Below are 16,218 nucleotides of genomic sequence, written 5' to 3'. Positions count from 1 at the left end.
GTAGTTTCTGTTCTAAAAAAGCAAATTTATAAACAAGGATTCAAAGGTATCACGATCCGCTACAAATTCTGATCCATCGGTTGAATAATATACATTTTTAACTTCCTCGTCATTCATACTATCTAATTCCAAAAACGCAACCACGACCTCAGAATGACAAAAAACCAAGGTTTTATCTCGCCAAAATTTAAAATCTGGGACAGAGCCAGAAAAAGTAAACAACACCACATCTATAGCGTTCAAACCTTTCAGTGCTTCAAATCTCCCTCCTACAGGCCAATAACTTTCCTTCCAATAAGGCTGCACTACATCCATCGTCAAAATAGCCAAATGATGTCTCACCTCATTGTAGAGTTTCTGTTTTGGGATCACAAAACAATCCTCCTCGGGGAACATCGCTACAGACTCTGACATGGCTATCACTGGATTATTGGCATAAGCATAGGCAGCGCCCAAATTAGTTGGAGTAGTGATCTGATCAAAATACTCCGCATCTGCCATAGGTTCTATAGACAACGCTCGATACTTAGCGGCACGTTTATCCACCAGCAGAGCGCCCTGATGATCATACCGCCTCAGCATACTCTGTACAAAGGACCAGACAGGCACTGATCGATGATCCTCACTACTCAGTACCGCTATCGTCGGCAACTCGAACTCCACAGACTTCCATACACCCGTTTCAAACTGTCGCTTACGCCAAAACGCAAAAAAAGCAGTCATCCCCACCAGCGGGGCTAAAAGTATCTTGGAGATTGAGATCATGACTGCAAAAGTATTCATAAAGGTGATCAAAAAACCCTAGATTTGAACGCTATGTTTCAATACAACAGACCACAATGAAAATCAGTCAAGTAATCGATACCCTCAATCAATGGGCGCCTCCCGCCTACCAAGAATCCTATGACAACTCACGGCTAATCGTGGGAGACCCAAACACAGAACTCACCGGCGTACTCATCTCCCTAGACTGCATCGAAACTGTAGTCGAAGAAGCGATACGCAAAGGGTGCAACCTGATCGTATCGCATCACCCGATCGTATTCAAAGGACTCAAAAGCTTTACTGGCAAAGACTACGTCGAGCGTACCGTCATCAAAGCCATCAAGCACGACATAGCCCTATTTAGTATACACACCAACCTCGACAACATCCCCTCAGGTGTCAACCGAAAAATAGCAGACACCATCGGTCTAACCGATTGCAAAATATTAGCTCCTAAAAACCAGACGCTGATCAAGCTGACGACCTATATTCCTAGTGACGATACGGATGCTGTACTAGAAGCGATCCACGCCGCAGGTGCTGGACAGATCGGCAACTACGAACATTGCAGCTTTTCGGTAGAGGGCACAGGGAGCTACCGTGCTAACAAAGGGGCTACACCACATCTCGGAACAGTCGGAGAAAAACATCAGGAAAAGGAAAACCGCGTGGAAGTTATCCTTCCTAGTCATCTACAAAATAAGGTGATTCAAGCCTTGAAAAAAGCGCATCCCTATGAAGAAGTAGCCTACGATCTCATTACATTGGAGAACACCAACCATGAAGTGGGCGCTGGAATGATCGGCCACCTAGTCAAACCTATGCCAACATTGGATTTTCTCCAACACCTCAAAGACCAGTTCAACCTATCGGTGATCAAACACACCACCATCCACACCGATACCATACAAAAAGTTGCGCTCTGTGGTGGCGCAGGTAGCTTCCTCCTCAATACTGCCAAAGCGAGTGGCTCAGATATATTTATCACTGGGGATTTTAAGTATCACGAGTTTTTCGATGCAGAGAATTCTATCATCATTGCAGACATCGGACACTATGAAAGTGAAGTGTTTACAAAAGAATTAATATATGATCATTTAACCGAAAAAATACCTAATATTGCAGTCAATTTCTCCGAGGAGAATACAAATCCGGTTAATTACTTTTAGAAAATTCATGGAAAGTACTGTAGCGCAAAAGCTTGAAGCTCTCACTAAATTACAATCAATAGATTCAGAACTAGACGAAATCATCAAAGTCCGTGGGGCATTGCCAGAAGAGGTAATGGACCTGGAAGATGAAGTCGCTGGGTACGAAACCAGAGTGGGCAACCACAACAGTGCTATTGAGGAACTAGAGTTGTCTATTACTAACAACAAAACTGCCATCAAGGATTCAGAAAAACTGATCCAAAAATACGAGGAGCAGCAGATGAATGTTAGAAACAATAGAGAATACGACGCAATCACCAAAGAGGTAGAATTGCAACAGTTGGAGATTCAAATTCTCGAAAAAAGAATCAAAGAGGCTCACGCCAAAATGGATGCTAAAAACGAGGAAATCATTGATACCAAAAACATTCTAGAAGAAAGAAAGAAGGATCTCGACAACAAAAAAGGAGAACTCGACAACATCACCTCTGAAAGTGAAGAAGAGGAAAAGAAACTTCTAAAAGGACGAGAAAAAGCATCTGACAAAATCGATGAGCGTCTATTGACTTCATACAACAAGATCAGAAAAAACGTTAGAAATGGCCTAGCTGTAGTACCTGTCAAAAGAGGTGCCTGTGGCGGATGTTTCAACGTAGTGCCTCCGCAAAAGCAAGCTGAGATCAGAGAGAAAAAGAAACTGATCGTATGTGAGCACTGTGGTAGAGTATTGGCAGATGTAGAAGAGGTAGAAGAAGTAGAAGAGAAAAAGCCAACCAGAACAAGAAGAACTGCAGCTAAGAAAAAAGCTTAACTTGAGCTATACTGTTGGAAATATCAAAAAATATAAGGTGAGTCGTACTCACCTTTTTTTGTTTTTACTCAGCCTTACTTTCTTATCTCTCGACTCCCACGCTCAAAAATCTATAGACAGCTACCCACGTGTCTACTCAGCCTATCAGGATATACTCAAACTAAAAATAGAATCGGGCCGAAAGAAACTAAAACAAATCATCCCCAGCCACGAAGAACTAGGACACTACCACTACACGAAAAGTTTGGCAGATGCCTTAGAGATACTCATCACCGAAGACCCAGACCTATACAATCGGTACGATGATAGCGAAGAAGATCACTTAGACGGATTAAAAGCCCTAGACGGTGACGATCCTTACAAACGCTTCTACTCCGCTGAGATCAAAGTACACTGGGCACTCGTCAAGACGATGTTTCAGGAAGAAATGCGTGCAGGGTGGGCACTCCGTAGCGCTTACCTAGAGATCAATGACAACATCGAACAATTCCCCGATTTTGTACACAACAACAAAACACTCGGCACACTGCACGTACTCTTCGCTGTAGTCCCAGAGAGCTACCACTGGATACTTCGCTACTTCGGCCTACGTGCCAATGTCATCGAAGGCTGGGAAGAACTAAGTAACATCACCTTTCAAAACCCTTACTGGCTAGAAACTAGCTTATCCAAGTGTCTTATTGCAATCAATATCATCAACAAGGAAAAGGTGACAATGGATCTGATAGATGAGATCCGCAGACACAACAAGGACAACCTAGCCGTCAGCTATCTCTACAATGTAGCGCTCGTCAAATATGCCAAAAGCGAAGAAGCTCTCCCAACACTGACTAAGCTAACCTTCGTAGGAGACAGCTACTACCCCATCACCAACATCTACTACAAGCTCGGCGAGATCTATCTACAAAAACAGCAATACGCCCTAGCTAGACTCAACTACGCACGCTTCCTCAATATGCACAAGGGAGAAAACTACATCAAAGACACTTGGTTCAAAATCTTCCTGACCTACTGGCTAGAGGGGCAAAAGAAAAATGCAGAACTACACTGGGACAAAGCCAAAAAAGCGGGAAGGTCTCTCGTCGCTGCAGACAAAAATGCAACAGACTACCTCTCCAATGACCGCTACCCAAACCCTGAACTATATAAGGCACGACTGGCCATCGATGGCGGATACTTTAGTATGGCACAGCGTACACTCGATCGGATTAAACAAGAAAGTATCAAAAATAAGAAGGACGAAGTAGAGTACTTCTACAGGTATGGCAGACTGTATGACAAACAGGGTGATTCAGAAGGAGCTTTGTTTAACTACCTCAATGTCATCAAAAAATCAGGAAATGAGAACTGGTATTTTGCACCCTCAGCCTGCCTACAAACTGGATACATCTATGAAGCACGAGCGGATTACGAAAAAGCAAAATACTATTTCAAGAAAGCCCAATCCTACAACAAGCACAAGTACAAGGACGGGATCGACTACCAAGCAAAGGCAGCTTTACTATTGATTCAAGACAAAAAGTAACAGCTCAAAGGACTGGGAACCACACAGTCGTAAAAAAACCACACACATCAGGGTAGTTAACTGCGATGATGCCATGGCGTCATTCGTGTTCAACTAAAGATAACGGCTGCACATTTTTCATGTCAGTTATCATTCAGACTCAGGGCGTAAAAAAAGCCTTGACAGTTAACTATCAAGGCTTTTAGTAGTAAGCTTAGTGCTTGCTTATTTTTCTTCTGACTTGTCTTCAGTCTTTTTTGCTGCTGTTTTTTTAGCCGCTGGCTTTTTCTTAGCTACTGGCTTCTTTTCTTCAGTCTCCTCTGCTTTTTCAGCAGTTTTCTTAGCGGCAGGTTTCTTAGCTGCTGCTTTCTTAGGCTTTTCTTCTATAGTTGTTGTTTCAGCAGTTTCTGCCTTCACCTCTTCTACTTTCTCAGCTTTTTTCGCTTTCGGTTTAGATGCAGATTTAGCAAAATCCTCTTTGATTGCATCCACATCCACAGCCTTAATCACTGGTTTGCTATTCAATCTCTGGATGTTAGCTACTTTCTGTTTTGCAACAACCTTATTTCTTCTTCCTTTTCTTTTTAGTCTAGTTACAGCCATTTTTCGCTATCAATAATTTTTTGGAGGTGCAAATGTATACTATACAAACTCCTAATCAAAGAAATAACCAGAAACATCCACCTGTATTTGGACTTTTTTACCCCTCTTTAAATAGCGTCCCAACGTATCTTAGGGTTGAACAACAAAACAGCACACTTCCATGCCGAATTTTAAATCTATTCTCACAGATTATTTCCAAGATTGATCGGTCAACATTTAAAAACACTAGATCAATCTACAGCTCAAGGAAAACAATATCAAAAAGGTGTAATTTTTGACATACTCTACGAGAATACCGATCTAACTAAACTCCCACAGCTCAAAGAAGCAATTAATAGTTAATTGCGCTGTTGCACAAATATCAAAAACATCAAACTAAGCATCAAAAGCTAGCCAAGGCTGGTTTCAAAAACTCAAAATAGCATAGCATTTTCAATTGACCTAAGAATGTAAAAAATTGGATGATCATCTTTCTCGAACTAGTGCATAAGAAAAATCACATAGACGTTGGTCAAAATTTACTCGCGAAACAGATACTATTTTTAAAATTTGATTGCATAACTGTATCAGATGAATAGACTTATCATATTCTACATGCATCTAACTTCCAGACATTGTTACACTCAAAAAAAGACCAGCATTACGCTGGCCTTCGTCGCAGATAGCAGCATCCGCTTGAATGAAACACAAATTTGACTACTCTTCGTGTGTCATTCCTTCATTATTGCTGATTGATCGTATCGATCTTGTGTATTAAGAACTAGCACTCCCCGATCCACCGATCGAGAAGTGCACAAACTGACCAAGTATTAGCTATTGACAGCTACTACCAAGAACTTAGAGATCTTCCAGAACTCTTGATAATCCAAGATTCTGATGTACTTCACATGGTCACCTTCTTTGACCAGCTCATAAGAGCTGGCAGGGTGCTCCGAGATGAGTTCTGCTTCGTCAGCGTCTATGGCGAGACTCTTGACGGTACGAATATCTATCTCCTCAAATTTTTCCTGAGGCATATCTTGTCTCAGTGCGGTGGTTTTGCCCAAGCCAAGGAATCCCCCTTCTTTGGTCACGAGACCTTCTTCTTCTAGGATTTTTTTGGTCCCTATCGCCAAGTAGGCCGTGTTCAGTCTATCCTCCTGCTGGTTGATAGCACTCATCTGATCTTGGATCGTAGAGTCTTGGTTGACTACTTTGGTCTCTAGGCTCGCCAAGTCGGTAGAGAGCTCTATGATTTTGACATCCTTCTCTTTCAGGTTGTCTCTGAGAGCGATCAACGACTCTTGCCTTTCTTTCAAATCAGCAGACAGTTGTCCTACTTTGTTTTGAAAAGACTTGAGGTTAAAATTCGCTTTGTCCAATCTATCTGCAAGACTCGCCACCTTATCGTTGGTCTCGAGTATCAGGCTATCGATGAGACTCATGTCTCTCATCATCTGCATCTGGTCTTGCTTGGTCACTTCACCTACAGCAGTCTGTGTGATGAGGTTTTCTCTGTCCTTGATCGTCTCGATCTTAGACTCTACGTTGTACATGATGTCTATGATCTCGTTGTATGCAGAATCTCTGCTCTGTAGTTTCTCTTCCAGTCTCATAGACTTCTCAGACAAACGACCTTTCTCCTCTTCCATCGTGAAGAACAACGCCGCAAGCCCCACCGTCACGACGAGCGCACTGACGAATAATGTGATTTTAATGGTTCTATCTTTCATGATTATTAAATTTTAGGTTCTTATTTTCTATTTATGGTTAACAAATTCCACTTTGGAATTTTGATTGATTTAGTGTTTCTCATTTGATAACAAATCCTCACAGGGGTGTAAAACCCAACAGGCTATCACGCTGCGATTAAAAAGCCACTTTGATCCCCAGTCCAGGATCCAATGCCATAAAAGCATCTCCATCCGTGGCTACTTCGACGAAGGGTTTGAAATCCAAACTAACTGCGATGGGGACGTTTTGAATTTTGTATTCTATCCCAAATATCCCATCCACCCCGAGACCAAACTCGGAGGATTCGCGGCGATAGATACCCTCATTGTCCACCACATCTGACTGAGTGGCTATATGTCCCCCCACACCGTAGTACCAATTGAGTCCGCGGACGTCAAAGGCTGAGGCATAGCGCTCGTAGAGTACAGTCGCCGAAAATGCATTCGGATAAAACCCGATGATCCCTTCTATCGCCGTAGATCGTTTCGTAAAATGTTTGATCGTCAGCCCAGAAGTCCCAATGCCACGCACCCCAACGGCAGTCTGGTAGTCGTAGCGTGAACGCATGTTCTGAGCGTACAGTGTGCCTGTCATCATGAGCAAGCCAGTCAATGTCATTATCAGATATTTCATGATTTCAAATCTGTTTACCTCTAGTCTTCCAAGAGACATACCAAATCTAAAAAATACTGATTACCAGATAGTTACACATCTATAGGATTGTAATTTTTCTCAATATGAGAAATTAGCTTTGGAAGTGGGAATTAGTTTTCCTTGAGCAGACGGTATATGGTGGACTGCCCTATGTCCAGTTTTTCCGCCACGAGTTTGATATTGTCGTCGTTCTGTTTGAGGTAGAGTCGGATGATTTTGAGCTGGTACTCCTTCATTGTCAGGTTTTCGGAGAGTACGTCCGTGACCACATCGCGTTGTGCAAAAGTAATGTCATCGGGTACGATCTCCGAGCCATCCGCCATCACCATCGCCAATTCTACGATGGCTTTGAGCTCACGTATGTTGCCGGGATAGGAATAGTTGAGCAGTTTCTGCTGCGCCTCTTTAGTAAAACTCTTATTGGCTTGCTTGTTCTCTTTGGCAAAAGACTCAGCAAAATGCTTGGCAAGGATCAATACATCCTTCTCACGCTCTCTAAGAGGAGGCAACTCGATAGGAAGACCAAAAAGTCGATAGTAAAGATCTTCTCTGAAATTGCCATTCTTCACCTCCTCCTGCAAGTTTCGGTGTGTGGCGACTAGGACACGGCTATTGACTTTCACGGTTTGCGTCCCACCTACTCGAGTGATTTCTTTCTCCTGAAGGGCACGGAGTAGTTTGGCCTGTAGCGAAATATCCATCTCTCCAATCTCATCCAAAAAAATCGTCCCACCATGCGCCTGTTCGAACTTGCCTATGCGCTGACCCGTTGCGCCTGTGAAGGCTCCTTTTTCATGACCGAATAGTTCACTCTCCACGAGATCTTTAGGGATCGCACTCATGTTGACAGGCACAAATGGTTTTTTACTGAGCGGACTGTTGTAATGAATCGCTTTGGCCACTACTTCCTTGCCCGTCCCAGTCTCTCCTGAGATCATGACAGTCAGGTTGGTCGATACAGCCTTTTCGATGAGCTTAAAGACGCGCTTGACCCCCTTGCTCTGCCCGATAATACTAGACTGAAAATCATACTTGCGCTCTACCTCTTCTTGCAAGGTCTCAACACGCTGCACGAGTTCTCTGTTCTTGCCTAGCTGGTTCATCACATGGATCAACCGATCCCTGATGTCTTCGCTCTTGGTCAGGTAGTCGTAGGCCCCACGTTTGAGTAGGCTCACAGCAGTTTCAATATCCTGCTGCTCTGAGATAATGACAATCTCTATGTTGGGATCAAAAGCCTTGATCTTGTCGAATAACTCCGTACCCGAGTAATCTGGCAAGCGGAAATCGAGGGTAATCAAATCAGGTTTCTGTTTGAGCTGATCGAGCAGCGACTTGCCATCTGTAAAGGGCGTCACCTCATGATCAGGGTTGAGACTCAGGGTGTGCACTAATAATTTGCTATACCACACATCATCCTCTACTACAAATACCTTCATGGGCTTATCTCTCATTGCGCTTGTTGTGTTTGGTGTAAATATAGGCGAAGCGACGCAATCACTGAAAACGTAGATTGACGGATTTCTTTATAATCTTCTGCCGAGATAGCGACTCCCTGACGTGCAGTGAGTTCGGTCTCTTTCATCAATGTGACCAACTGTGTCAACCGAAAGTGACGTGCCGGAGCGATGATCTTGTGCAGCACATCAGCAGCTTCTTCCCAGTTTTCACGCTGCAGGGCTTGATCGAGTAGATCAAGATTGGTCTCGGTACTCTGGATGAAAGTCTCTACCATATCCATGACAAAAGCCTCATCTCCCATTCGACTCAGTCCCTCCAACGAAAACATGGGGTGGTCGTCAGGTGTACGATTTTCTTTGCTCTCAATATTGGTTTGATCCAGTTCTCCTGCCATCGTAGCTAGCAAATCCTCGGGAGTAAATGGTTTTCTCAGCACATGGTCTATACCTGCGTCTTTCGCTTTTAGGATATCCTGATCCGATATGGTGGCGGTAAGTCCGATGATAGGTATGGTTGCATTCTCGATAGACGAAGCGCGCAACTTAACGGCTAACTCTGGGCCATTCATTTTTGGCATCCGAAAATCAAGTAGCAGCATATCATAGCGTTCTTTGGTCAAATAGTTATAGGCTATTTGACCATCCTCCGCTTCTTGGTATGTGATCCCGTGCTCATCTAGTATAGTGGTCAAAAGCTTACGGTTAAACAACTCATCATCGGCGATCAACACATGCGTCCCTGACCAGTCACGAAGCGCTACGGTATCTGTTGTACCTGATGCTTCGACGGGAAGATCTATAGGTTGGTATGGTATCTGGATATTGAAAACCGTACCCTTTCCCACTTTGCTCTCTAGGGATATCATCCCCTGCTGCATATCTATCAACTTCTTGGTAATAGATAGACCTAAACCTGTCCCTTTTTGGTTATCTCCCTGGCTGACTTGCTCGAACTCTTCGAATATCTGTTGCTGTCTATCCGTGGGGATGCCAATACCCGTATCAGTCACAGACAGTTGTAACACCACCGCTGACTCTTTTTCAACAGTAGTCGCCTCTACCAGTACACTCCCCTGCTCTGTAAATTTGATACTGTTGTAAATCAAGTTTAGCAAAATCTGCTTCAAGCGAAACGGATCACCTGTCAATCCGCTGGGCATTTCTCCTATTTTGAGTTCCAAAACCAACCCTTTTTCTTGGGCTTTTTGTTCGAGGAGCTGTACTGCGTCTTGTATTACCTCAATAGGCTTAAAAGCAACCTCCTCCAGCTTGATTTTACCTGACTGGAGTTTGGTAAAGTCCAGTACGTCATTGACGATGTGAAGCAGGTGTTTAGAAGATTTATCAATGATGGCTACCTGATCTTTTTGCTTGTGGCTTAGCTTAGACTTTAGTAGTAAGTTAGAAAAACCCGCGATGGCATTCATGGGTGTCCGTATCTCATGGCTCATATTGGCCAAGAATTGCTCTTTGTCCTGAGCAGTCTGCAGCGCACTCTCTCTGGCAGCACTCAGTGCATCTTGATAGCTGCGCGTCCTCAGCACATAGATGATGAGTACTGTCAGGGTAATCAATAGCACCACTGCCGCCATGACGGTAAATATCGTCACGTAGCGATTGGTAAATTCCGCTCTATCCTTAGCATACGTAGCACGGGTCTTGATCTGCTCCACTTGCCATGATTCCATCTCAGCGATGAGCAACACGATCTGTCTATCGATATCGAGATGATCTTGGTAGAGTGTATATTCTCTTATCTTCTTATTGTAGGCGCGTTTCTGTGCTGACCGTGAAATTGAATCCAACTGTGAGTTCACCTCTGTCCAGACTTCTTCGGTACGATTATCAACAGTCTTGACCGTATCGACCGCCACAGTATCTTCTTGATTTCGTTTGCCCAGTAGCTTCTGAAAAAAGCCCATCTTCTTGGTCTGAACGACTACATTGACCTGAGCGGGTTCAGCAGGCTCTACTTTCTTTTTCTCACCAATCTTATGGATATACTGAATCGTTTCCTCTACTGTTTCCATACCCAGTTCTGTCGCCTGATTAAGCAAGGTGACTTTATTAAGTATAAGTTTTTCGAGTGAATCGATATAATCATCAAACGCCGCATGTTCGTTTCTGATTTTGATCTCTCCAAGGAGTGCAATCGCATGCGCTGTACTTTCTTCAAACTCTAGCATATAGGTAGAGTCCTCGTAGAAAACATACCCTTCAATGGCATTCTCCATCCGCTCCAGTTCATTGGATACTTGCCCCAGTGTGATCAAATCTACGTTAGGCTCTACCTCCCTCTCAAGAGTGATGATGATATTATTGAGATTGAGATAGGCAAAATAGCCGACCACCGCAGCCCCTAAAGTCAGGAAAAGCAGTGAGGCACTTAGGAAATATGGGAACAGGGTTTTCTTCAATTCACAAATATAGAGAAGCAATATAGCAGATGACTAAAAATCACAAAACAGCAGTCACTTTTGTTCAAATACTTTACGGCGTTTCCCCTTATATGTTGATATCGTCCGAGTTTGACAATTCTAAATTGAGCAGTTTTCCGAAAAAATCTCTCTCCACGCATGAAGTAGTAATGATGTAGCAAAAACAGCCAACGCTATGAAATGGTGTTGTTTCTCACACCCATCATTCATTCACAAATCACTAAGCATCAAAGGAATGATGAATTTTTGTAGTGGTGATTTCTTTTGAATAGTAGTCGGATAAATAAACATTGGTTATGGGTTTACAGCATGAACCCATAACTAATTACTAAAACATCAAATTATGAAAGACAGTACTAAGACTAAAGTCAAACACTATCTCACCTACCTGTGTCTACTGGTGAGTTTTACTACCGTGAAGGCACAGAACCTACTCTGGTCGGACGAGTTCGACGGGACGACGCTAGACCAAAACATCTGGAGCTACGCCATCGGTGATGGATCAGCGGAAGGCATCCCCGGATGGGGCAACCAAGAGCTACAGACCTACACCGATCAAAACACCAGTGTATCCAACGGAATCCTCTCGATTACTGCGAGACGCGAAAACGTCAACGGCAAAGAATTCACGTCCGCACGACTACTCACCAAAGACAAGCTAAGCGTCAAATACGGAATGATCGAAGCAAGTATCAAACTGCCCGACATGAACAATGGGCTATGGCCTGCCTTTTGGATGCTCGGAGATGCCAATCGCTGGCCCTTCACGGGAGAGATTGACATCATGGAAGCGGGCTTCAATGCGCTCTCTACAGACTGCAATGACGTAGCAAAAGCCAACGTGTTCTGGAGAGCAGAAGACGCTGGAGTGACAGGAAACCTTCAATACGGCAATGAAGAGGCATTCAAATATGACGCGAGCATCGAAGCGGGCAAGCAGCTAAACGACGATTTTTTCGTCTACCGAGCGCATTGGACACCTGACTCTCTCACTACACTCATCCTCCAAACGGATGCTCAAGGTGAACCGATAGAGTCTACAGCCAAAGTCATATTCAGTATCCCCAATACACCTACCTTTCAAAACGAGTTCTTCTCGGGAGACAACTTCTACATACTCCTCAATCTAGCCGTCGGCGGATGGCTACCTTTTGACCCCAGCAACGGAGAAAACACTGCCGCCAATGTCAGCGCCCTCCCCAACCCTGGCTCAGAGTCCAGCATGCAAATCGACTATGTCCGCGTCTATGACATCTCTGGACAGGGTCAGGTTACGCTAGGCAATGTAGAGGCTGACCTACTCCCTGCTCAGGGCTTTGGCATTTATGACGAGACGCACAGTACACCTCGCTCGCTTGGTTTCGGGGTAGACTCGGAGATATTCACTTGGGAAGCCGAAGTAGCGCCATCGCTCACTATCCAGACGGTCGCCAGTATCTACGGAGATTCTGCTTATAGTATCACCTTCCCTGCCAATCAGTGGGCTGGGTTAGGATTCAACAGCTCCGATGTGCTCAACTTCGCCAACTATAGCAACGGCTCGCTGCGATTCAAATTCAAAACTTCGTCACAAGAGCCCTTTCGCATCTCTGCGGAAAGCGCCAGTGGAAGTGCAGGCATTGACTTTCTCAGTGGCGAAGAAAAATATGGATTGGTCCGTGATGGCCAGTGGCACGATGTAGAGATTCCACTTTCCCTGCTGATCACCAACTTCCAACAAGTCTACATGCCGCTGATCATTGGCAATGTGGAGTTCAACGAGCCAAGTACGGACCTCACAATAGAGATCGACGAAATCCACTACTCCTCTGAGCCCTCTACTCAAGTCACCAAAGTCGTACCTGCCTTAGGAGACTATGGTTTGTTTACCGAATCGGCCGTAGCGGACGAGCTCGACCTAGGTACCGAAGGTGAGCTGTTCGTGTGGGGCGAAACACTCATCGCAGGGACTCCTCAGACATTCGATGGGCAAGCAGCGCTCAGCTACACACACAACAACAAGGGCTGGTTTGGCTTTGCATTTACCGCCAACGAACTGCACGACTTGTCGGCATTTCAGGGAGGCTACTTGCACCTCGCCATGAAATCGTCTGCCACCGAAACGCTGGAAATGAGAATCAATGTCGGACTACAGGAAGACGTGATCTATTTCGACGCGGGCAGTGATCCCTATGGATTTGCCAGAGATGGGCAATGGCACGAAATAGAGATTCCATTGGCGGATTTCGAAAGTGTCAACTTCGCCAATGTCCTACAACTACTCAGTATCAGTGGCGCGGGCAACATCAGCGATATTGCCATTGCAGATGTGTACTACAAATATGATGGATCGAACACCGCTCCTACCGCTGTAATATCCACAAATCAAACCTCAGGCAATGCCCCATTGGCTGTACAGTTCAGCGGAGCAGGATCGACTGATACCGATGGAGACCCATTGAGCTACTCTTGGGATTTTGGAAATGGACATGGCGCAACAACAGCTTCTACTTCTCACTCCTATACAGCTACCGGCAGCTATACCGCCAGCCTGACAGTCTCAGACGGCAGCTTGACCCATACCGCATCGGTAGAAATCACCGTCACAGAAGCCTCTGTCTGCGCTGGCAGTACGCCTCTGCCTGCGCTGATACAAGCAGAGGACTACAACTCAACCAGTGGTACAGACACAGAGGCTACATCTGACACCGACGGTGGACTCAATGTCGGATGGATAGACCAAGGGGATTGGATGGACTATATCCTAGATGTCCCGAATGCGGGTAATTACAGTATCGACCTACGTATCGCTGGTGATGGTACAGCGGCTAAATCTATCGACCTACTGATCGATGGCAACAGTACTGCGACTGTCAACTTTAATGGTACAGGTGGATGGCAAAACTGGACCACTGTGAACAGTACGATCACGCTCAATGCAGGATGTCAGACACTCAGACTCTCCGCAGCGACTGGCGGATTTAACATCAACTGGATCGACATACAGTCGGATGTTTTCACGCCTGTAGTGACCAGCCTCTCCGTGTCTCCATCCAGTGCCAACCTAGTCCTAGGACAAACACAGGTCTACACAGCACAAGCTTTTGATCAAAACGGTGATGCCATGTCTGCCAACATCAATTGGTCCGCAAACGGTGGTACTATCGATCAAAATGGCACCTACACCGCGACAGCCGAGGGCAACTTCACCATTAGTGCACAGGCAGGGTCGATCACAACCACTGCTCCTGTACTGGTCACACCAAGCAGTACAGGCCTAGCAATACCGGGCAGTATCGAAGCTGAAGACTACAGCGATGCTTCAGGTATTCAAACCGAGACATCAACTGACGCAGGAGGCGGCATCAACGTCGGCTATATCGATGCAGGAGACTGGCTAGACTATGAGGTCAACGTAACCACATCAGGCAGCTACACCGTTGCATTTAGGTTGGCCGCAGCTGGCGCTGGGCAAAAAACCTTTGACATACAATCCAATGGTGCCACCCTCACCAACGTCACCTTCACCGCCACAGGAGGATGGCAAGCATGGACGACCGTGACTTCATCAGTCAGTCTTTCGGCAGGCAGTCAAACACTGCGCTTAGCAGCGACTTCAAGTGGTTTCAACATCAACAGAATGGATTTTAGCCTAGACGAAGCTCCTGTATTGACCACTATCACGGTCTCACCAAACAATGCGACAATAGACGAAGGACAGACACAGCAGTACAGTGCACAAGGATATGACCAAAATGGTGACCCTATCGCTGCTAGCTATACATGGTCTGCCTCAGGTGGTAGCATCAACAACAGTGGGCTGTATACGGCCAGCAGCGCGGGCAACTATGTCATCACAGCCACCAGTGGCAGTATCAGCGCCAACACCAACCTCACGGTCAACAGTGTAGTGAGCAGTTGTTCAGGAGGACCTAGCAATGGGGATTATACCTATAGTATCACAGGTGGCAATACACCTGCTTTAACTTTTGAACCTGGGTATGCGGGAGTCGGTGCCTCACTGGCGATCCTCTACTACGGCACAAACCCAACGGGCCCCTACCCTGGCTATGGCGTATCTCCCAATACGCCACTGACGCTATCCAATGTGAGCGAAGGACAAACGGTCTACTTCTACTACACATACAGTGTACCCGAAGGGGGCGAAAGGAACACAGCCGCCAACCCACACAGTTTCGTAGTAGGCAGTAGCTGCTCTGGTGCCAGAACGATTAATTCCCCTGCTCTAACTCAGGAAAAACAGGCGTTCACACTATACCCTAATCCTACCACCCATCACCTACAAGTGAACCAATCAGGTATGGACATAGAGTGGATGGAAATCTTGGACTTGACAGGCAAGAGCTACCAGCAGCTACAGTGGACCCCTGCCGGCAATGGGATCACTCTTGACCTGAGCCACCTGCCCAATGGAGTCTACATGCTCAGACTGCATACGGCACAAAAGAGCTATACACAACGCTTTATCAAACAGTAACAGCCCAAAAACTAGATTTGCACATTTAGTTTCGGACACAAACAAAAAGCCACTGATGAGATTCATCAGTGGCTTTTGCTTTCTAAAACTATATGACTAATTACTATTTCTTAAGGCTGTTTTTGCGCCATCATTTCTCCATACATGCTCGTTTTTAAGCTTTCGGAGATGACTTGAAACTCGCCATCCAAATCAGGGATAATCTTCTTTTTGGCTTTCAGTTTTTTATCTTCTAGGACATATACTTTACCCTTGGTTCTATATGTCAAATCTTTGACGGTTTCTCTATACATCCCATCAAGGCACTCAATCACCAGAGTATAACTCACCGCATTGGGCATCCCATCTAGTTCATGCTCTTGTGTCGCCTTGATTCGGATTTTATTCTCCGCTTCTAGACTATAAATTTTATGTTCAGATCCAGAAAATCTATTTTCTGCAAAGGCCTGTGCTTTTCTATACAACTCTACTTTATCGCCTTCTACTCTGACGATCTTTTGATGAATGTACTTGCCGCTCTCCAAGGTTAGTTGTGCTGTCGCTTGAAAACTAGCCATCACAACAAGAATGAATATGATTCTTTTCATAACTAATTTCTTTTGTTACAAAACTAGATCAAGTCGAAATTCTTAACTACCTGAT

At 45.1% G+C, this 16,218-nt stretch carries 11 protein-coding genes; 4 read left to right on the top strand and 7 right to left on the bottom strand.

The genetic code is table 11. The annotated features are described in order from the left end of the window. Nucleotides 1–12 precede the first annotated feature (12 nt). Nucleotides 13–783: a hypothetical protein gene (locus BGP76_RS03250; protein ID WP_119843578.1), complete on the bottom strand. Its 771-nt coding sequence runs from the start codon at nt 781–783 to the stop codon at nt 13–15. Between the two features lie 56 nt (nt 784–839). On the opposite strand from BGP76_RS03250, the gene BGP76_RS03245 reads away from it, so the two are divergent. From BGP76_RS03245 to BGP76_RS03235, 3 genes are read left to right on the top strand one after another with little or no spacing between them, the layout of a single operon-like run. After that, nucleotides 840–1,934, top strand: a complete 1,095-nt coding sequence (locus BGP76_RS03245; protein WP_119843577.1) for a Nif3-like dinuclear metal center hexameric protein — start codon at nt 840–842, stop codon at nt 1,932–1,934. Nucleotides 1,935–1,941: 7 nt separating this feature from the next. After that, nucleotides 1,942–2,727: a zinc ribbon domain-containing protein gene (locus tag BGP76_RS03240; RefSeq protein WP_073119353.1), complete on the top strand. Its 786-nt coding sequence runs from the start codon at nt 1,942–1,944 to the stop codon at nt 2,725–2,727. Between the two features lie 37 nt (nt 2,728–2,764). Next, nucleotides 2,765–4,252 carry a lipopolysaccharide assembly protein LapB gene (locus tag BGP76_RS03235; protein WP_147407360.1) on the top strand — a complete coding sequence of 496 codons (1,488 nt, stop codon included), beginning with the start codon at nt 2,765–2,767 and terminating at the stop codon, nt 4,250–4,252. Nucleotides 4,253–4,456: 204 nt separating this feature from the next. Here BGP76_RS03235 and BGP76_RS20380 read toward each other — a convergent pair whose 3' ends face one another. From BGP76_RS20380 to BGP76_RS03210, 5 genes are all read right to left on the bottom strand, one after another. After that, nucleotides 4,457–4,834, bottom strand: a complete 378-nt coding sequence (locus BGP76_RS20380; protein ID WP_185146840.1) for a hypothetical protein — start codon at nt 4,832–4,834, stop codon at nt 4,457–4,459. A gap of 809 nt (nt 4,835–5,643) precedes the next feature. After that, nucleotides 5,644–6,546: a hypothetical protein gene (locus BGP76_RS03225; protein ID WP_119843575.1), complete on the bottom strand. Its 903-nt coding sequence runs from the start codon at nt 6,544–6,546 to the stop codon at nt 5,644–5,646. 136 nt (nt 6,547–6,682) lie between these two features. Next, the gene (locus tag BGP76_RS03220) at nt 6,683–7,180 is read right to left on the bottom strand and encodes a hypothetical protein (RefSeq protein WP_073120559.1); all 498 of its coding nucleotides are present in this window, start codon (nt 7,178–7,180) and stop codon (nt 6,683–6,685) included. Between the two features lie 131 nt (nt 7,181–7,311). Then, the gene (locus BGP76_RS03215; protein WP_119843573.1) at nt 7,312–8,655 is read right to left on the bottom strand and encodes a sigma-54 dependent transcriptional regulator; all 1,344 of its coding nucleotides are present in this window, start codon (nt 8,653–8,655) and stop codon (nt 7,312–7,314) included. Beyond that, nucleotides 8,652–11,078 (bottom strand): ATP-binding protein, encoded by a 2,427-nt coding sequence (locus BGP76_RS03210; protein WP_119843572.1) that lies wholly within the window; start codon nt 11,076–11,078, stop codon nt 8,652–8,654. The genes BGP76_RS03215 and BGP76_RS03210 overlap by 4 nt, the downstream gene beginning before the upstream one ends. 364 nt (nt 11,079–11,442) lie before the next feature. On the opposite strand from BGP76_RS03210, the gene BGP76_RS03205 reads away from it, so the two are divergent. Beyond that, the gene (locus BGP76_RS03205) at nt 11,443–15,576 is read left to right on the top strand and encodes a carbohydrate-binding protein (protein ID WP_119843571.1); all 4,134 of its coding nucleotides are present in this window, start codon (nt 11,443–11,445) and stop codon (nt 15,574–15,576) included. A gap of 110 nt (nt 15,577–15,686) precedes the next feature. Here BGP76_RS03205 and BGP76_RS03200 read toward each other — a convergent pair whose 3' ends face one another. Next, nucleotides 15,687–16,163 carry a DUF4468 domain-containing protein gene (locus tag BGP76_RS03200; protein ID WP_119843570.1) on the bottom strand — a complete coding sequence of 159 codons (477 nt, stop codon included), beginning with the start codon at nt 16,161–16,163 and terminating at the stop codon, nt 15,687–15,689. Nucleotides 16,164–16,218: the final 55 nt, after the last annotated feature.

This window comes from Reichenbachiella sp. MSK19-1 (genome assembly GCF_003590315.1).
Lineage (GTDB): Bacteria > Bacteroidota > Bacteroidia > Cytophagales > Cyclobacteriaceae > Reichenbachiella > Reichenbachiella agariperforans.
Note: the sequence above shows the minus strand (reverse complement) of the source record. Positions and strands in the feature narration are given on the sequence as shown.

Excerpts from the sequence above, each read along its gene's own strand:
- BGP76_RS03220 (WP_073120559.1), bottom strand. The coding sequence starts at position 7,180 with ATGAAATATCTGATAATGACATTGACTGGCTTGCTCATGATGACAGGC.
- BGP76_RS20380 (WP_185146840.1), bottom strand. The coding sequence starts at position 4,834 with ATGGCTGTAACTAGACTAAAAAGAAAAGGAAGAAGAAATAAGGTTGTT.
- BGP76_RS03250 (WP_119843578.1), bottom strand. The coding sequence starts at position 783 with ATGAATACTTTTGCAGTCATGATCTCAATCTCCAAGATACTTTTAGCC.
- BGP76_RS03200 (WP_119843570.1), bottom strand. The coding sequence starts at position 16,163 with ATGAAAAGAATCATATTCATTCTTGTTGTGATGGCTAGTTTTCAAGCG.
- BGP76_RS03205 (WP_119843571.1), top strand. The coding sequence starts at position 11,443 with ATGAAAGACAGTACTAAGACTAAAGTCAAACACTATCTCACCTACCTG.
- BGP76_RS03225 (WP_119843575.1), bottom strand. The coding sequence starts at position 6,546 with ATGAAAGATAGAACCATTAAAATCACATTATTCGTCAGTGCGCTCGTC.
- BGP76_RS03240 (WP_073119353.1), top strand. The coding sequence starts at position 1,942 with ATGGAAAGTACTGTAGCGCAAAAGCTTGAAGCTCTCACTAAATTACAA.
- BGP76_RS03245 (WP_119843577.1), top strand. The coding sequence starts at position 840 with ATGAAAATCAGTCAAGTAATCGATACCCTCAATCAATGGGCGCCTCCC.
- BGP76_RS03215 (WP_119843573.1), bottom strand. The coding sequence starts at position 8,655 with ATGAGAGATAAGCCCATGAAGGTATTTGTAGTAGAGGATGATGTGTGG.